At 37.8% G+C, this 18,729-nt stretch carries 19 protein-coding genes; 11 read left to right on the top strand and 8 right to left on the bottom strand.

Annotated features, from left to right (window positions below):
• Positions 1–67 precede the first annotated feature (67 nt).
• The 4 genes from BM121_RS07520 (at position 68) to BM121_RS07505 (ending at position 3,218) form a co-directional block, all read left to right on the top strand.
• A complete protein-coding gene (locus tag BM121_RS07520; protein ID WP_091482911.1) occupies positions 68–658 on the top strand; it encodes a TetR/AcrR family transcriptional regulator in 591 nt (196 codons plus the stop codon).
• A gap of 81 nt (positions 659–739) precedes the next feature.
• Positions 740–2,143 carry an MFS transporter gene (locus tag BM121_RS07515; RefSeq protein ID WP_091482909.1) on the top strand — a complete coding sequence of 468 codons (1,404 nt, stop codon included), beginning with the start codon at positions 740–742 and terminating at the stop codon, positions 2,141–2,143.
• A 64-nt stretch (positions 2,144–2,207) separates the two neighbouring features.
• A complete protein-coding gene (locus BM121_RS07510) occupies positions 2,208–2,543 on the top strand; it encodes an antibiotic biosynthesis monooxygenase (protein WP_091482907.1) in 336 nt (111 codons plus the stop codon).
• A gap of 120 nt (positions 2,544–2,663) precedes the next feature.
• Positions 2,664–3,218 (top strand): NADPH-dependent FMN reductase, encoded by a 555-nt coding sequence (locus tag BM121_RS07505; RefSeq protein ID WP_091482906.1) that lies wholly within the window; start codon positions 2,664–2,666, stop codon positions 3,216–3,218.
• A 106-nt stretch (positions 3,219–3,324) separates the two neighbouring features.
• Here BM121_RS07505 and BM121_RS07500 read toward each other — a convergent pair whose 3' ends face one another.
• On the bottom strand, positions 3,325–4,080 hold the full coding sequence (locus BM121_RS07500; protein WP_091482904.1) for an SDR family oxidoreductase: 756 nt from the start codon (positions 4,078–4,080) through the stop codon (positions 3,325–3,327).
• 224 nt (positions 4,081–4,304) lie between these two features.
• Entirely contained in the window at positions 4,305–5,477 is a 1,173-nt protein-coding gene (locus BM121_RS07495) for an MFS transporter (protein ID WP_091482902.1), read from the bottom strand.
• Between the two features lie 82 nt (positions 5,478–5,559).
• On the opposite strand from BM121_RS07495, the gene yeiL reads away from it, so the two are divergent.
• Positions 5,560–6,228, top strand: a complete 669-nt coding sequence (gene yeiL / locus BM121_RS07490; RefSeq protein WP_091482900.1) for a transcriptional regulator YeiL — start codon at positions 5,560–5,562, stop codon at positions 6,226–6,228.
• 79 nt (positions 6,229–6,307) lie between these two features.
• Here the strand turns inward: yeiL and blaI are convergent, their stop codons facing one another.
• From blaI to bla, 3 genes are all read right to left on the bottom strand, one after another.
• Positions 6,308–6,691, bottom strand: a complete 384-nt coding sequence (gene blaI, locus BM121_RS07485; RefSeq protein WP_091482898.1) for a penicillinase repressor BlaI — start codon at positions 6,689–6,691, stop codon at positions 6,308–6,310.
• 22 nt (positions 6,692–6,713) lie between these two features.
• Positions 6,714–8,486, bottom strand: coding sequence for a BlaR1 family beta-lactam sensor/signal transducer (locus BM121_RS07480; RefSeq protein ID WP_091482896.1), 1,773 nt, complete (start codon positions 8,484–8,486; stop codon positions 6,714–6,716).
• 199 nt (positions 8,487–8,685) lie between these two features.
• Complete coding sequence (gene bla / locus BM121_RS07475; RefSeq protein WP_091483168.1) at positions 8,686–9,585, bottom strand: class A beta-lactamase; 900 nt, start codon at positions 9,583–9,585, stop codon at positions 8,686–8,688.
• Between the two features lie 315 nt (positions 9,586–9,900).
• Between bla and BM121_RS07470 the strand changes: the two genes are divergently transcribed.
• The 3 genes from BM121_RS07470 (at position 9,901) to map (ending at position 12,070) form a co-directional block, all read left to right on the top strand.
• Complete coding sequence (locus BM121_RS07470; RefSeq protein ID WP_091482894.1) at positions 9,901–10,338, top strand: VOC family protein; 438 nt, start codon at positions 9,901–9,903, stop codon at positions 10,336–10,338.
• Positions 10,339–10,792: 454 nt separating this feature from the next.
• A complete protein-coding gene (locus BM121_RS07465; protein WP_091482892.1) occupies positions 10,793–11,143 on the top strand; it encodes a DUF2200 domain-containing protein in 351 nt (116 codons plus the stop codon).
• A 186-nt stretch (positions 11,144–11,329) separates the two neighbouring features.
• Positions 11,330–12,070 carry a type I methionyl aminopeptidase gene (map, locus tag BM121_RS07460; RefSeq protein ID WP_091482890.1) on the top strand — a complete coding sequence of 247 codons (741 nt, stop codon included), beginning with the start codon at positions 11,330–11,332 and terminating at the stop codon, positions 12,068–12,070.
• 66 nt (positions 12,071–12,136) lie between these two features.
• Here the strand turns inward: map and BM121_RS07455 are convergent, their stop codons facing one another.
• A complete protein-coding gene (locus BM121_RS07455; protein ID WP_091482888.1) occupies positions 12,137–12,721 on the bottom strand; it encodes a hypothetical protein in 585 nt (194 codons plus the stop codon).
• A 319-nt stretch (positions 12,722–13,040) separates the two neighbouring features.
• Between BM121_RS07455 and BM121_RS07450 the strand changes: the two genes are divergently transcribed.
• The 3 genes from BM121_RS07450 (at position 13,041) to BM121_RS07440 (ending at position 15,322) form a co-directional block, all read left to right on the top strand.
• A complete protein-coding gene (locus BM121_RS07450) occupies positions 13,041–13,862 on the top strand; it encodes a transporter substrate-binding domain-containing protein (RefSeq protein WP_175495359.1) in 822 nt (273 codons plus the stop codon).
• Positions 13,863–13,940: 78 nt separating this feature from the next.
• Positions 13,941–14,597, top strand: coding sequence for an amino acid ABC transporter permease (locus BM121_RS07445; RefSeq protein ID WP_091482885.1), 657 nt, complete (start codon positions 13,941–13,943; stop codon positions 14,595–14,597).
• 2 nt (positions 14,598–14,599) lie between these two features.
• Positions 14,600–15,322: an amino acid ABC transporter ATP-binding protein gene (locus tag BM121_RS07440; protein WP_175495367.1), complete on the top strand. Its 723-nt coding sequence runs from the start codon at positions 14,600–14,602 to the stop codon at positions 15,320–15,322.
• A 114-nt stretch (positions 15,323–15,436) separates the two neighbouring features.
• Here the strand turns inward: BM121_RS07440 and BM121_RS07435 are convergent, their stop codons facing one another.
• Together BM121_RS07435 and BM121_RS07430 are read right to left on the bottom strand one after the other, a co-directional pair.
• A complete protein-coding gene (locus tag BM121_RS07435; protein ID WP_091482881.1) occupies positions 15,437–16,876 on the bottom strand; it encodes a carbon starvation CstA family protein in 1,440 nt (479 codons plus the stop codon).
• Positions 16,877–17,204: 328 nt separating this feature from the next.
• Positions 17,205–18,674 carry a glycoside hydrolase family 1 protein gene (locus BM121_RS07430; protein WP_091482880.1) on the bottom strand — a complete coding sequence of 490 codons (1,470 nt, stop codon included), beginning with the start codon at positions 18,672–18,674 and terminating at the stop codon, positions 17,205–17,207.
• Positions 18,675–18,729: the final 55 nt, after the last annotated feature.

Below are 18,729 nucleotides of genomic sequence, written 5' to 3'. Positions count from 1 at the left end.
TATGATATTGTAAATTTGTGACAGTCACTGATGACTGACATTAATTGGAGAGGTCGATGGCATTCAGATGAATTCTATTAAAAAACAGGACACTGCTGATAAAATTATGATGGCTGCCATAGACCTTATGGCAGACAGAGGATACAACGGCGTTACGACTGAAGAAATTGCAACCAAAGCTGGATTTAGTGAAAAAACGTTGTTTAGACACTTTAAAAGCAAACAAAATTTGTTAGAATCAGCTTTTCATCGTTATCATTATGCGGAAGAGATGAAAGATCTCTTTGACAAGGAGATAACTTGGGATCTTCATACAGACTTGATGATGATTAGTCGAAACTACCATCGAATTATGCATCAGAATCGAAAACTGATCCAAATTAGTGGAAGAGAGCGTGAGAATCTTCCTGGCTTTCAGGAATCTACTCACAAACACCCACAACAGTTAAAAGAGTTCTTAACCGAGTACTTCGAAGAAATGTACAATAAGGGAGAGATCATTCAAACAGATCCCAAAAGACAGGCTGTTGTCTTCCTGTATATGCATTATGGTGCAGCCATGGGAAGAATCAACAATGATCCCATTCTTGAAGCTTTTTCGATTGAATCCTTTATTGAAGAAAGTATCTCGATATTTACTAGGGCTTTAACCCCCTAGTTATTTTTTAAAAACTATATGTCAGTCAGTAGTGACTGTCTAAAAATAAGAAATTACTAAATGGAAAGGAGAAATAACAAAATGGTGCACGAGGTAAAGCAACAAACGGGAGAAAAACTAATGCGTATATTGATGTTCACGCTTGTCCTGTCCGTCATGAGTGCAACGGTGTTTAATATCGTGCTACCAGATATCGCTATGGATCTTGACCTTTCTTTTGCCCAAGTGAGCTGGGTTTCGTCAGCTTATATGTTGATTTATGGGATCGGAGCGGTCGTCTATGGGAAATTGGCCGATACCTGTAAGCCTAAAAATTTGTTGACATTCGGACTGATCTTTTTTTCACTTGGCTCCATGGTTGGTCTGATCGCTCAAGCCTATTGGATGGTGCTTCTTGGTCGGATATTACAGGCTGTGGGGGCTTCAGTCATTCCGGCAATGGTTATGATTATTCCCGCACGATATTTTCCACCGGAGAGACGCGGTCGCGCTTTGGGTATGGTCGCCGTCGGATTGGCGCTTGGCAGAGTATTAGGTCCAATTGTTTCCGCTTTAATTGTCAGTATTGCTGATTGGCGATGGTTGTTCTGCCTGCCCCTTTTTTCGCTGTTCTTATTGCCGTTTTACCGTAAATATATGGATGATGAACAAGGGTATGGAAGCAAAGTGGATTGGATTGGCGGTGGGCTGTTTGCCGGAACAATCGCGCTATTACTCTTGTCTGTCACGAAAGGAGGATGGATGCTTGCCATCTGCTGTCTGATTTTGTTCGTCTTGTTCATGGTACGCATTCGTTCTGCAGCTGAACCATTTGTTCAAGCTCGACTGTTCCAAAACAAGCGTTACTCTCTTGGATTATTGATCACTTTTTTGGTCAGTGGGAGCAGTTTCTCCTTCGTTTATCTTAGTCCGTTGTTGTTATCCGACGTCAATCATTTGGATCCACAACTGATTGGCATGGTGATGGTTCCAGCAGCCATCATTGCGGCTATTCTCGGAAAAAAAGGTGGTAAATTAGCGGATGCGAAAGGAAATCCATTCTTATTCTACTTATCAACCGTGTTAATGTTGATAGCCTTTCTTTTATTATCTTCCTTTGTGGGAAGTTCGCCGATTTTCATTGCTGTCTTTTTAACCATTGGTGATGTCGGAGCAGCGTTCATACTCATTACACTGTCCAACACGATCTCACAAACATTACCGAATGAACAGATAGGGGTTGGCATGGGTATTTTCTCCATGTTGAACTTTATGGCAGGAAGCATTGCAGGAGCCGTATACGGAAAGGTAGTTGACCTGGGGGCAGTTGTGAACTGGAATCCCGTAAATTTGTTTTCGGACGGATTTGTTTACAGTAATATTTATCTCTCCCTTGCTCTTTTGCTTGTTAGTATTATATTGCTTTACTATTTCCAGTTTCAGAGAGCGTCAAGCACGCGTTTTAATATGACACAGAAACCAAGTCAGACTGAGCAGCGCTCATAATACGATTCATTGATAAGAGGAAAATAGCCACTCAGTGGTAGTAACAATAGAGGAGGATTAAAAAATGGTGACAATAGATGAAAACCGATTCTTTACAGTGATGGTTGAGTTCGAAGTGGAACCACAATTCCAACAGGTATTGATTGATGGAATTACTGATCAAGTCGATCAATACTTTCCCCATTTTACTGGATTTGTTTCCGCAAGTTTTCATGCGAGTGATGATGGACGAAGGGTGGTGAACTATGGTCAATGGCGGTCAAAAGAATCCTGGATGAGAAGTTCTTCGGCAACTGGTTTGGACATCGCCAAAGAATCGATCGCTGAAGTTATTAAGCGCTGTGGAGCAAGAACTGCGAAGGTTGATTTCTTTCAAGTTGCACGAGTGATCGAAGGCTAGTAAAGAGGTATTTTGTTTGAAGTGCTAAAAAGCTGTTTGAACGAAGATATCTAAATATTTAAGTTTACTTGAAGGGCTATGCCCCTATGATTCCACAATTTTTAATAGGAGGAATGTAACATGAGTAAGATAGCAATTATTATTGGAAGTACACGTCCGGGGCGCAACGGCGAGACTGTTGCCCATTGGGTATATGAGATAGCTAATCAACGTAGTGATGCCGAATTTGAAATCGTGGACATTGCAGACTACGAATTGCCACTGCTTGATGAACCTAAGGGGGCAGCATCAGGGGAGTATACCAAATTACATACTAAGGCTTGGTCCAAAAAAATAGAAACTTTTGATGGTTTTATTTTCGTCACGCCAGAGTATAATCATGCAACGTCACCTGCCCTTATGAATGCTATTGATTTCTTGTATAAGGAATGGAATAATAAAGCGGCCGGTTTTGTCGGATACGGAGCTGCTGGGGCTACGACTGCAGTTGAAAATCTTAGGATGATTATGGCTGAATTGGAAGTTGCCGACGTACGTGCTCAGGTTCGACTTTCTCTTTTCACCGATTTTGAGAATTTCAGTGAGTTGAAGCCCGCTGCCTTCCAAGAAAAATCAGTTCATGCCATGCTTGAACAGGTCATAAACTGGAGTAATGCATTAAGCGTTCTTCGGTGAACCTAAATAATCGTTTTTAAATAGAATATGATTCAAGAAAAAAGCAAGACTCGCTGCATTATTGGCGAGTCTTGCTTTTTTTCATAGGAGTTACATAACGGATACGTTATTCAATCGAATTTTTGGTTGCTTGATACATTTTCTCTGCGTATTCATCGATTTCATCTCGTGACATACGTAAGCGATTCTCTGATGAACCATACCCGATTTCTTCTTTTCCCTCTTCTAATCCTTGGAAAATGCCATCTGCAAATGCATCCAAGGGTTCTCCATTCGTATGCAGTCCTGCTCCGCCTAAATCTGTATTCACTGCCGGTGGAGCTATCTCAATTACCTCTACAGGAGTATCAGACAGTTGGTGTCGAAGGCTCATTGTAAAGGAATGAAACGCTGCTTTCGTTGCAGAATATATAGGAGCAATCACAAGCGGAGTAAAAGCTAACCCGGATGTCACATTAATAATAGTTGCTTCCTCTTTATTCGCAAAAAACGGAGCGAATAGCATAGAGAGTTGAAAAGGCGCTTCGATATTTGTTGTGATTTCTTTATTAAAATAGCTCCAATCATTTTTTGCATCCGCTTTTAACACGTTAAATCGTTGTTGCATCCCTGCTTTGTTAATTAATACATTCACATCGGGATAGTTGGTTGTTACCCAATCAAACAATGCGACACGATCGGATTCCATAGCCAAATCACTAACATGAGTAATCAAACTAGGGAATTTTTCTTTTTGAAGGACCTCTTCACGCCGACCGCACACAATGACATTATTTCCTGCGTTTAGAAAGCGTTCAGCAAAAGCTAAGCCTATTCCAGCACTTCCACCAGTTATCAATATTGTATTTCCTGAAAGTTTCATTTTATATTTTTCTTTCTTTACTTTCCCGAATTTGGTGTTTTCATTAGTTTTTTTATAATAACATATCGTTGATGTTGGAATAGTAAATAATGCTCTTAGTATGTGTAATTAGTACAGATTTAGTAAGAGTGTTCATCTATTCGGGAGACTTATGATTCAACCCATCTGTAATTGAATATGTTTTTCCCGAGTTATACTTTAGCCCCATTACATTATACTGTTAATTAAGTAGAAACCGAAACTTCCTTTCCATGTTCCACCCTTCGATATATAAGCGCAAGCAACATGGCAGGAATAGTACATAAAATCATTCCAATAAACGATAATCTCGGCTCAATCTCGTATAAATAGCCACCCAAAATAGTGAATACAGCAGTGCTCCAGCTAAGTGCTAATGCAGAATATACACCTTGTGCCTTTGGTATCTGTAGATGTGGAATGTTTTTGATTAAGTATTTCATAAAAGCATAATGTGCCATAGCGAACGACAATGCATGCAATGTTTGAGCTATACAGAAAATAATCACATTCGGAAAGGCGAAAACTAGTATCCAACGAAGAGATGAACCAATGGCTGCAATGGTCAGTAACGACCCAATCGAAAATTTATCAAACTTTTTATCTGCAATGGAGAAGAATATAATTTCCGCAATTACAGCAATGTTAATAATAAAACCAATCAAATAGGTTGGTGCTTGTATTTCTTGTAAAAAAATATAGCCATAATTGTAGTAAGTTGCATGTGCTGCTTGCAATAAAATAACAATAATGAGTACTAGACTGAAGTGTTTGATACGGAATAAGTGTAATATACCTACTTTTTGTGTTTGGTCTACTGGCGGCTTTTCAGATAAAATAACTGGTGTTTGCATATAACCAAGACTCACAAATCCGATTACGCCAAGTAGTAGTGCCCATAAAATGATTTCATCTCCAAGCATCCCTGTAAAAATGGTTAAAACCATACCGACAGAGACAAAACCAATCGATCCCCATTGCCTGCTTCTTCCATAATGTTTTAATTGTTTACTTTGCACAAGGACACCTGCAACACTATCTAATGCCGGCATCAGCGTTGGATAAAATAGATGTAAGGCAATTGTTGCTATTAGTAAACCGGTAAAGGAATTTACTGGAATATAACAGACAATAGCAACGAGTGTGCCGATCCCCATTATATTTAATAACATTTTACTGCTAATCTTCCCTGATAAATACGGAAACGCAAATAATGTAGAAAGTCCTCTTGCAAGCAGTCCTAAGCTCATGATCAAACTTGCTTCGGAGACTGAAATTCCTTTTGTATGAATCATCCAGCCTGACCAATAAGGTAGAAAAATGCCCCATGTCAAAAAGAAACTAAAAAAATGCATACTCATCCAGCGTTGTGTGTTCATTATGTATCCCCCTCATAGATGGAATGATATCATGGAGGTATAAACAAATAATATGAGATATCTCATATTTTGAGGTGAATAAATGGAAATTTATAAAGGTGAGAAAAAGTGGCTATATTTGCAAAAGAATTCTATTGCTGACTTATTTTCCTTTCCAGTCGAGGAATTTATAGAAGTACATGAATATCAACGAAATGATTGGATTATTCAAGAAGGCATGAGACCAGATTTCCTCTTTTACGTCTTGGAGGGGAAAGCAAAGATATATATAACACATCAAAATGGGAAAGTATCGTTAATTAATTTTATCAATGCAAATGAATATATTGGGGAAATGGAATTATTACATGATGTCTATTATACAAAAGGGATTCAAGCCTCAACGAAGACGATTTGTTTTGCTCTTCCGATTCATTACTATCGTAAACAATTGCTTGAAGATGCGAAATTTCTACGTGAATTAACCAAATTTTTAAGTGTAAAAGCTTCTGTTATGGCAGCTAAGTATACACAAAGTCTAGCATTCCCGCTGGAAAACAGGCTTGCATATTTTATTTTGCAAACTGCAGATGAAGGGATATATAAGGAGGGACATGTTACGGTTTGTGATTATTTAGGTGTATCCTACAGGCACTTGCTGCATGTGCTTGCGCAATTTTGTGATAAAGGATACTTGCAAAAACAAGGGAGGAACTATCAAATTAAGCAGTACCATTCCTTGCATGAACTTGCTGAGGTGTTTAAGAATTAGAGAACAGCATGTTTTACAGAAATTAAATTTGTTCAAGAAACGGGCGCAAAAATAGGATATGCGCCCGTTTGGGTGAGTTTTATTCTTTATTCTCCCTATTATCCAAAATAGATCGCAGCTCTTTAATATCATCTTCAGACAAGTCCTCATCCTGAATAAATTGAACGAGCATCGATTTTAAGGTGCCGTCATAGAATCGTTTCACAAAAGACTCTGTTTTGGCGCGCTGACATTCGTTCTGAGAAAATAGCGGATAGAATGTATAGACGCGCTGATCCTTGTGAACACCTATGACTTCTTTATTTGTGAGTCGATCCAACAGGGTACGTACTGTTTTCGGCTTCCAGCTCGTTTCTGCCGGCAAGGACGAAATTATTTCATTTGCTGTTCGCGGTGCTTTTTGCCAAAGCACTTTCAATACTTCCCATTCCGATTCTGAAATAGTGGGTATTTTATTCGTCACGTGAATCCCTGCCTTTACGTATTTAATAAATGCCTTTGTATTCCAAGATGGATTTAGTAATGTCAGCAGCTATACTGCCTTTAGCGTGATGGTCGTTTTCGATATTGGTTGCAAAGAAATAAGTGTTGTTTTTCGCTTCAACATAGCCTATAAACCAGCCATTGACATTTTTTCCGTTGACTGTTCCTGTGCCGGTTTTTCCATATAGTGTTACATTGTTTTTCGTCTCCAGCTTAATGGTATCTTTTATTAATTGAACGTTCTTCTCATCAAATCCAAATTGGTTTGTGTAAAAGTCTTTGAGTGTCTGCACCTGTTCAATTGGTGAGATTTTTAAAGAAGATTCTAGCCAATAGTTTTCCATTCCACCAGACACATTTTGATTTCCGTAATTTAATTTTTTTAAATATGCTTGGATATTTTCTTTCCGCATCTTCTTGTCTAGCTTTTGAAAATACCAATTCACGGAGTTCTCCATGGCGGTAAATAAATTTTGATTCTGGTTCCAATTTTCGTATGGATATGTTTTTCCATTCCACTCCATGGAGGTCTGATGTTGTGTAATCACACCGGACTCCAATGCGAATAATGCACTGTAAATTTTATAGGTGGAGTTCGGCGAAACCCGTAATACGGCTTTGTCTTTATTATAGATAAGGTATTGTGCTTTCTGCAAATCATAGAGTACAAAGCTACTGTCATGTTCATTGAAAAATGCGCTTAAATCCTCATACACGGTCTGTTTATTATCAAAATTGATTCGGTCCTCACCATAAGACATTGCAGAAACAACTGGTATCTGACTTATGACAACCCCTGTCAGCAGTATAAAAATCATGATACTTTTTAGTTTTAAAAGCTTTGATTCCGTTTTGAAGGTTGCAATCTTTTCCATTCTTTTTTTTAATTGCTTTTTGGAACTAGCGAGCTGGTTAGCCATTGCAAACTGGCTTTGAAGAAAGGATTTATCAGCAAACTTAATGATTGTGTTTCCGTATGCTTTATAATGGTTTTGATCGAGCCTTTTTAAGACGGCACTATCACAGGCGATTTCCCGGTCTAATCGCATTTCCCTGAAGGCAATCCAGATCAATGGGTTATACCAGTACAAAATCTGGAATAGGACAACCAAGTAATTCGTAGCAATGTCCTTATATTTATAGTGATTTAATTCATGTAACAAAATGTATTTCAAATCATCCTTGGACAGCCATGCTTCAGCATTACGTGGCAGAATAATGTAGGTTTTGAAAATACCGAACGTAAGTGGCGACTTTATAAGCGGTGAATTCACCAATTCAATCTTCTGCGAAATATGTAGGCTTTGTTTGCACTGTTCGAATAATGTTTGAATTTCTTGATTTTCTACGATGCTTATGGACTTTTTTATTCGTTGTAGTTGTATCCATGCTTTAAGGGTTAAAGCAATCATGATCAGCATACCTGTAATCCATACAATTGTTATGAAAGGATTTAAAAATGTCAGGTCAAACCGGTTAACGGAGATTGAGAAATCTTGCATCCAATTTCTCCCGCTTTCTGTTACGAGGTTTTCTGTTGTGGGATTGGATGATGACGGAATACTGTTTTGATTCCCATTCCACGTGAACTTAGTGCCAAAATCCAATAACTGGATTGGAAGTACGGGAAGTGTTAATGCAGTCAGTAAAATAAACCATAAATTATATTGCCATTTGGATGATAATTGGTTCTTAAAAATCTTTCGGATCAGCAGGACAATGATGACTACGAAAGAAGATATAAACATGTTTAAAGCCAAGTGGAGGGCAGACATCTTATTTCAGCTCCTTAACCGAGAAGTTATTTACCTAAAGTATCTCACTTTTAGCCATGCGTCAATGGCTATGTTGAATGATGAGCTTACATGATGAACAGGGGGATAATTCCATTAGTATGTAAACCGATGTATGTTAGCGAAATAAAGAAGAGTCACACATGCCAGTTTTGACAGACATGTGTGCTCCCGACTTTTCTTATTTTAAAGCGTTTAGTGTGATTTCGGCAGCCTTTGCAACCAACTCATTGTTAAATTCTGCATCCTTTGAATCATGCTTGGACATAACTGCAATGACGATTGGTGCTCTGTTTGGTGGCCATACAATGGCAATGTCATTTCTTGTACCGTAGCTTCCGGCCCCGCTTTTGTCTCCAACGATCCATCCTTCAGGTTGGCCTGCGCGTATAAGTGCATCACCTGTTGCATTTCCTTTCATCCATTCGACAAGTAAATCACGCTTATTACTTGGAAGAAAGTCACCAAGTGCGACTTTCTTCAGATTAGTAGCCATAGCTCTCGGTGTACTGGTATCACTTTTGCTCCCCGGTGTAAATTCATTTAATTCGGTTTCGTATCGTTCGGGTTCGGTTATGTCATCACCGATGTCTCGTAAGGCTTGCTCAAACTTATCGGGACCTCCGAGTGCCTCAAGTAATAGATTTCCAGCGGTGTTGTCACTTTTTCGAATGGCAGCTTCACTAACTTCTAACAGTGTCATTCCGGTATCCACGTGTTTCTCGGTAACCGGAGAATAAGTAACCAAATCATCCTCACTGTACGTAACAACTTTTTCAAGTTCTTCGATTTCATTTTGCTTTAGAAGGATTGCTGCTGCTAATACTTTGAAAGTGGATGAATAGGCAAAACGCTCATCTGGATTGTATTCAACGATTTGATTCTTACCTGTATCGATTGCATAGATGCCAAGTTGTGCGTCAAATTCATTCTCGACCTGAGCAAACTCTTCATCTTTATTGATGGTTTGCTCGGATTCGGTTTTCTTGTCAGATGATGTATCAGCTTTATTGTCCGCATTTGTGCATGCAGTAAGTGTTGGTAGAGCCAGTAATGCTATGTACAATATAAACTTAAGCATGCTGGACTTGTATGAATTTGTTTTTCCCACATGATACCTTCTTTCTATATAAAGTAAATTTTTTATATCTGTCTTCTCCTATACTAATCTTTATTTGTAAGCATATATTCCTCCTTTTTTCTATTACACTGATTACAACTGTAATACAATACTACATTTGTAATCAGTAAAAAGTCAACCATAAAATTATGATTGAGGTGTTTCGAGAGGGAATGATATGTACTTTGAAACAAAAGGGGAGAAGCTTTAAAGCAATTGAGAAGAAATCTTCAGGATACATATTTGATAAACTCAGGAAAATAGGAGGTATGAGATATGAAGATCCATAGAATAGATCATGTGGGTGTAATTGTTAATGATCTTCCTGCTGCTAAAGCCTTTTTTCTTGACCTTGGACTTGAAGTGCTAGGGGAAACAGAAGTGAAAGGGGAGTGGGTGGAACGGATAATTGGTCTTAATGACGTTAGAGAGACAGTTGTAATGTTAGGGGTGCCAGACGGCCAGGCAACTTTGGAGCTGATCAAATTCCATACTCCGTCAGATGAAAAAGGTATTCAGCTATCTTTTGCAAATACCTTGGGTATCCGGCATATTGCATTTGCTGTTGAAGATATTGAAGCCGTTGTTGCCAAATTGAAAAAGAAAGGTGCGGAACTTTTTGGTGAGATACAAAATTACCAAAACTCTTATAAATTATGCTACATTCGTGGGCCAGAAGGGATTATTTTAGAGTTAGCAGAGCAAATTAATTAAATATTGAGGGGGACTTTGTTAAGAAAAAGAGCGCTATTCATTTTATTTAAAAGAAGAACTTTATGTACCACATTCACTGGTATAAATATACAACTGTGTTTAGAGGCTCGGATAGAAGTACTCGAATTATGACAAAACACGAACATCAAGTTTGATGTTCGTGTTGTTCCTTGGAAAAATGCTTCTGTTCCTTGGAAAAATGAATATTTCCAAGGAAGAGAAAGAGAATTCCAAGGAAGCGGTGCATTTTTCCAAGGAAGGGAACAAGAATTCCAAGAAAGAGGCAACAAAGTTCAGGCACATTCGCGAACTTTGTTTTGTATAAAGGAACGACACTTGTGTTAATTTTATGGAGGATGACAGTTCAATTAGTACAGTGGAATAATCACTAAGGTGTTGTCCGACTATTTTTCATGATAAAATAAAGAAAATCATATCAACGAGGGTGTGTATCATGACCAAACATAAGATCTATACAATGAGTTTCGCAAGTGTCTATCCCCATTATGTTACGAAGGCAGATAAAAAAGGACGCACAAAAACAGAAGTCGACGAAATTATCCGTTGGTTGACAGGATATAGCCAGGAAGAGTTAGAAACGCAACTGGAAAAACAGACAGACTTTGAGACCTTCTTTGCGGAAGCTCCCCAACTGAATCCTTCGCGGGCTTTGATCAAAGGTGTGGTCTGTGGTGTTCGAGTGGAAGACATTGAAGAATCAACTATGCAGGAAATTCGCTATTTGGATAAATTGATCGATGAATTAGCAAAAGGAAAAGCGATGGAGAAAATTTTGCGGAAATAATAATGGTAAATGAAAAAACACTGATTCTATATATAAAATCAGTGTTTTTTTGCAAGTTGGATATGAGGGTTACAAAAGTGATATTCTCGAGTATATTGAGCTTGATCATCATCAAAACGTTTCTGTTTATGCTAGAATATAAACGGAATACTAATCATAAAATAATGTTAAAAGTGAGGATATACGATGATTGCAAAGACTGAAGAGGATTTTAATGGATTAAAAGAAATTGGTAAAATTTGTGGAGCGATTCGAGATGAATTAGTTAATCGTACGAAACCTGGAATTACTACAAAAGAACTCGATGAAATAGCAGGAGAGATGTTTGAAAAAGCAGGAGCTGAATCTGCACCAAAAGAAGAATACGATTTTCCTGGATATACGTGCATTAGCATAAATGAAGAAGTAGCGCACGGAATTCCCAGTAAACGGATCATTCAGGAAGGGGATCTTGTAAATATTGATGTTTCAGGTTCGAAAAACGGGTATTTTGCAGATACCGGAATTTCCTTTGTAGTTTCGAAGGGAGAGGAAATTGTAGAGAAAATATGTGACGTTGTTAAAAAAGCATTCGACGCTGGACTTGAGAAGGCTAAACCAGGTTCGAAAAAAAGCGCGCTCGGAAAAGCTGTACACAATGTAGCTAAACAACACGGCTTAACAGTCATAAAAAATCTTACTGGACATGGGGTTGGGAGCTCGATTCATGAAGCGCCGGAACATATTTTAAATTACTTCTCTCGCTGGGATGACGAACTTTTAAAGGATGGTATGGTAATTGCCTTTGAGCCCTTTATCTCTACATTTGAAGAGGAAGTTTTCCAATCCAAAGATGGCTGGACCTTTCTAACCGAGGAAAGCTTTGTGGCTCAATATGAACATACGATTATTCTTACGAAGGAAGGACCAATTATTACCACATTATAAGAGCACTCATACCACAATGCGTTTGTTGAACATCAAAAGCCTAATTTCTCGAAGGAATTAGGCTTTTTAATTTTTCAAAACTATCCTTTCATTACTAGACACTTGTTCCTCTAACACACGCGTTAATCTTTCCTTCATTTCATCTGTCATAACAATGCAACGTATGGTACAGAACTTGGATTTAATCCTTAATTCGTATTTATCATTAACTTCTTGAGAGTAGCCATAGTTTTTGTGATTTATATCAATGCGAACAAATTCGAAGGACTTTATTTTATCCCATGCTACAAAACTTGTTCCACGGAGTATTCCATCGTCCCTTACAACAAATAAATCGAAGAAATCATATGAATGAAGCAGAGGGATAAAAAGCAATGGGTACAATGATAAATCAAATTCACTTGAAAGTGTTGCATTACCAAACGTTATAATCAAGAATAAAAGAATTAAGGAATATATAATAATCCCAGCTTTTTGCGCAGAATATGTAGGTAAATTAAGCTCTTTCCGTTGAGAGGTTCTAATGGATGCAAATTCCTCATCTGTTATTGGTAAAATAACATCCTGCTTCATTTTTATTAAGACTTGGATTAATCGGTAGACATGATAGCCGATAAATACTAGAAATATGATACTCATGAAAATTTTCAAACAAACCACCAACTTTTCTTTAACAGTATAAAATTCATTATCCTTATATATAATATACGAATGTTTTGAGGAATACGTTTCAAAAGAGATCATCCTGCTGTTTATATAGTACAAAATACCAATATTAGAGGATATGACAGTATATCTAACTCTCTCTGAGGATTTCTACAAAATCCACTACATAAATAATAATAACTTACAAAATATAATTATATCATCGCAAACCAACATTATTCTAGTTTGGATATGATTAAATATATAGCTAAAATAGATAATGACGTCTTTTTAAAAATAATTTATGCAGGAGGGCTTATTCTTAATGAATAAACAAAAGAAAGTCACATTTGTTAATAAGATTATCATGACTGCTTTGATTGGTGTTATCGCATTGGCATTAGCAGGATGCGGAACAGGTACAGATAGTGAAGGTAGTGAAGATGATAGTAACGCTTCAGGTGAAACAAAAGAAGAAATCACCGTTGCATCGGTACAAGATTATCCACCATTTGAATTTAAAGTAGATGAAGAATTGACTGGTTTCGATGTTGAACTAGTTGAAGCGGTTGCTGAGAAAGCAAACTTAACTGTTAACTGGAAAAACATGAAATTTGATGGTATTATTCCAGCACTACAAGCTAATCAAGTGGATGCAGCTGTATCAGCTATTGGAATAAGAGAGGATCGTTTAGAAGTAGTAAATTTCTCTGATCCATATTTTGAATCAGGTCTATCCTTAATTACTTTAAAAGATAGTGCTATTGAAGGTGAAGAAGACTTAGAAGGAAAAACAATTGTTGCAAAACAAGGAACATCCAGTTTAAAATTAGCCAACGAACTGGCTGAAGAATATAATGCTGAGGTTACTAAACTTCAAGATGATGCTACTATGTATATGGAATTAGAAAACGGCAATGCCGATGTTGTCATTAATGATTATCCTAGTGTTGCCTATAAAATTAACCAAGATGGCGAGGATTCTCAACTTCAGTTAGTTGGCGATAAGTATCCAAGCGAAGACTATGGAATTGCCATTTCTAAAGGTAGCGAAGGGCTAGTAGAAAAAATGAATACTGGACTTCAAGAGCTAAAAGATAGCGGTGAATTTGACGAGATTTATAGCAAATATTTTTCTGAAGAATAATTAACATAAAAAATTACATCAAATAAAAAGGTGTGGCAATTTGTCACACCTTTTCTAAAGGAAAGAGGGATGCCAAAAATGATGGAAACTATAAATATAATTCTTGAAGGATTACCCACTCTATTAAAAGGAATGGGAGTGACCATAGAAGTAACGGTTATATCACTTATTCTCGCCATGTTTATTGGACTAGTACTTGGTGTATTTAGTATAACAAAGAGTAAAATATTAAGGACGATTGCAACAGCTTTTGTTGATATTATTCGAGGAACACCATTACTCGTTCAAATATTATTTATTTATTTCGGTTTACCAAGTGTACTTGATATTAACCTAACAGCGTTTTCCGCAGGTGTGATTGCGATTACCGTCAATGCTGCAGCTTATTTAGTAGAAATTTTCCGTGCTGGAATAAATTCTATTGATGATGGACAAATGGAAGCTGGAAGAACAATTGGTTTTTCTTATAGCCAAACCATGCGTTTAATTATTTTGCCTCAAGCCATACGTCGCATGATCCCCGCATTCGTCAACCAATTTATTGTTAGTATTAAAGATACTTCACTTCTTTCCGCAATAGGATTAGCAGAGCTTACATTAGCTGGCCAATCTATTTATGCAGTTAATTTCCGTGCTTTCGAAATATTATTTGCTGTTGGCGTTCTGTATTTTGTCATTATTTATTCATTAAGCCTATTCTCACGTTGGCTTGAAAGGAGATTAGATGTAGCATGAAAATGATTGAAGTAAATAATCTAAAGAAATCATTTGGTAAATTAGAGGTTCTTAAAGACATAAATATGGATGTTAACTCACAAGAAGTAGTTTGTGTCATTGGTCCTTCAGGTTCAGGGAAAAGTACACTTTTACGTTGTATAAATCTATTAGAAGAACCAACTGGTGGAGATATTTTTATTGAAGGAGATAATCTCACCGCTCCCAAAACTAATATTAATGAATTACGTCAAAGACTGGGAATGGTGTTCCAACAATTTAATCTGTTCCCTCACATGACAGTAATGGAAAATGTTATTCTCGGGCCAAAACGATTAAAGGGCAAATCACAATCAGAAGCAAAAGAAATAGGAACACAGCTACTTGATAAAGTTGGATTAGTAGACAAGACAGATGTTTATCCAGATAAATTATCTGGTGGACAAAAACAACGGGTAGCCATGGCTCGTGCTTTAGCTATGGAACCACACATTATGTTGTTTGACGAGCCTACGTCGGCGCTAGATCCAGAAATGGTCGGAGAAGTACTTCAGGTTATGAAAGATTTGGCTGAAGAAGGAATGACGATGACAATCGTGACACATGAAATGGGCTTCGCCAAGGAAGTAGCCGATCGTGTTATCTTTATGGACGAAGGTTTTATCGTAGAACAAGGTACACCAGATGAACTATTTAACAATCCGCAAAACGAAAGAACCCAAGCATTTTTATCAAAAGTGTTGTAGCAACTAATTTAGTAAATGGAAGTCAGTAGAATAGGATATATGTAGTACTACCCTTTGCAAACTAAACCCCCTAACACCTTTATATAAAGGTGTTAGGGGGTTTTTCCATATTAGTTATGCAGCGTTTTGCAAGTCTGCTTTTATCCTGTCTGATTTATTGTGGTTCGCCTTCTTGAAGAACCAAACAGTAAAGATCATGGTTAGGATAATGCCTCCGATATGTGACATTTGAAGTGACAGATTAAAACCGATTGGTGCATTCAGTATATAGACAAACACCATATCGGTAATGAACAGTGCTGGAACGAGTGATATCCAATAGTTTTTACCTTTCAACAGCAGGTACATGGTAGCAATCCATAGGGCAAGTGCAGCGGTTGATTGGTTTGCCCAGGAGAAATACCGCCATAAAATGTTAAAGTCGATTTGCGTTAAAATGATAGACAAGGCAAATAAAGGCATTGCAATGACTAAACGATTCACTACTTTCTTTTGACTTAATTTCATATAATCCGCAACAACGGATCGTGCGGCACGGAAAGCAGTGTCACCTGACGTGATCGGAAGTACAATAACACCTAACACTGCAATAGTACCACCGATTGCACCAAGAAGAGTTGTCGATGCTTCATTGACGACAGCAGAGGCTGTGCCAGCATTGATTAGGGCATTTAATTCTTGCCCGTGGAACAGACTCATAGATGCGGCAGCCCAAATCATGGCAATAATCCCTTCGGCAACCATCATCCCGTAGAAAATATAACGACCCTGTGACTCTTTTTGCACGGTACGGGAAATAAGTGGTGACTGTGTCGCATGAAACCCGGACAGTGCACCACACGTAATCGTTAAAAATAGCATCGGGAATATGGGCAGGTTTTCCGGATGCATGTTTTCAAGTGTCAGTTCCGGAATAGCTGGCCCTTTTCCCGACGTAAACATTGCAATGCCAATCCCAACTGTCCCGATTAACAAGATAGCACCAAGGAAAGGATAGATACTACCAATAATCTTATCGATTGGTAGCATCGTTGATAATGCGAAATAAAGAAAGATACCACCTAAAATAATCAATAATGCTACATGGCCATCAAGTAAAATATGAAGTAGTGATCCAGATGTGGTAGCAAATACCGTTCCGACCAGAAGGAGAAGCAGTAGTGCAAAGGCATTTACCAGGTGTCGGGGAATTTTCCCTAAAAACTTCCCGGCAAGTTCTGGTATATGCGCCCCTTTGTTACGAATCGATATCATGCCGGTCAAATAATCGTGGACTGCCCCAGCAAAAATGGAACCCAGAACAATCCATATAAACGCTGCCGGACCAAATAGGGCACCCATAATCGGACCATATATCGGACCTGTCCCAGCAATATTAAGCAATTGAATCATGGCATTCTTTTGTTTTTTCATCGGAACAAAATCAACACCATCTTGATTAGCAAGAGCAGGTGTTTTACGTGAATGATCTACCCCGAAGGTTTTTTCAATAAATTTACCGTATGTAAAATAGGCAACAATTAATAATACGATACCAATGAAAAAGGTTACCATGCTTTTCTCCCCCTTATGCGAATCTACTTTTGAAAACGCTGACAAAATGGATTATATATTACTCATTGAAAAAGTACAATCAATTTCCATAAAATGATAGATTTATACCAGACAAAGGTAAGGGATTCGTGATGATTGGAAAATATAATACTTTTTAATTACATTATTTTTATGCTTTCTAAAGCGCTTGGAATTATGGAAGTTGTAGATGCTAATTTTATTAAGGTGGAGCAGGTAAGGGTACATTTTCATTAGTGATCTAGGAAGCTAGTTGATTTAGTGACAAAAAAAGTGCGCTGCCTCAAATGGCAACGCACTTCAAAAAATTTTACAACTCTTCCCCATTAGTAGCAATTACATTCTTATACCAATCAAATGAATCTTTCTTAGAGCGGTTTAATGTTCCATTACCATCATCATCTTGGTCAACATAGATAAATCCGTAACGTTTTGACATTTCAGAAGTGGACATACTGATTAGATCAATTGGCCCCCAAGCTGTATAACCCATTAAGTCCACACCATCTTTTACTGCTTCTTTCATTTGTTCAATATGTTTTCTTAAATAGTCCATCCGGTACGTATCATGGATTGAGCCATCCTTTTCAAACGTATCAAAAGCACCGAGTCCATTCTCAACAATGAATAATGGTTTGCCATAACGGTTATGGAAATCTCTCAATGTGGCACGTAATCCCTTCGGATCGATTTGCCAACCCCAGTCAGATGTTTCTAAGTATTCATTCTTCACAGCACTCTTAATCATATTACCTGCTACTTCATCATGCTCACCTTGGGTAGCAACAGTGATGGACATGTAGTAGCTGAAGGAAATGAAATCTACAGGGTATTGTTTAAGAATTTCGTCGTCTCCGGTTTCCTTTTCAATTGTAATGCCATTTTCAGCAAAGTAGCGGTTCATGTAGCTTGGGTATTCCCCTTTTGCATGCACATCAGTGAAGAATAAGTTTAAATCATTTTGTTGTTGTGCTTCCAGAACATCATCCGGATTATTCGTATATGGATATGTTTGCGTACGTGCAAGCATACAACCAACTTGGACGTCAGGGATAATTTCATGGGCTAATTTTGTAGCGAGCGCACTTGCGACAAATTGATGATGAGCCCCTTGGTATGCAATTTGTTCTTTCGTTTTACCGGGAATCTTATCTACTAAAATACCACCACCAGTATATGGGCTGTGGGTGATAACATTGATTTCATTAAAAGTTAACCAATATTTCACTTTATCTTTATATCTATTAAACACTGTCTCCGCATATTTCGTGAAGAAGCCAATCACTCTACGATCATACCAGCCATTGTAATTACGTGTAAGTTCCAATGGTGTTTCATAGTGCGATAGTGTTACTAATGGTTCAATATCATAATTTCTTAATTCATCGAAGACATTGTCATAGAATTGTAAGCCAGCTTCGTTCGGCTCAGCATCGTCGCCATTTGGGAAAATACGTGCCCAATTGATCGAAAGACGGAAGACTTTAAAACCCAGTTCAGCAAATAGTGCAATATCTTCTTTATAACGGTGATAGAAATCGATACCGTCACGCTTTGGATAACGGTCATTCACTTTACCTGCTAACACATCTTCAATATAGTCTGCTGTTACGTCCATGGAGATGTTCTGGATACCTCGTTCTTCTTTTGGAATATATTTGATCATGTCAGCAGTAGAGAGGCCCTTTCCATCTTTGTCATAAGCACCTTCTACTTGATTGGCAGCTGTAGCACCACCCCATAAAAAGTCTGGTTTAAATCCTTTAATTGTCTTTGTCATTATAAGTCACTCCTTCTATTTGATTGGAGAGCACTTGAATGCGCCCTCCATGATT

Origin of the sequence: Gracilibacillus orientalis (assembly GCF_900114645.1) — a bacterium.
Lineage (GTDB): Bacteria > Bacillota > Bacilli > Bacillales > Amphibacillaceae > Gracilibacillus > Gracilibacillus orientalis.
This window is presented reverse-complemented; position numbering and strand designations above follow the sequence as displayed.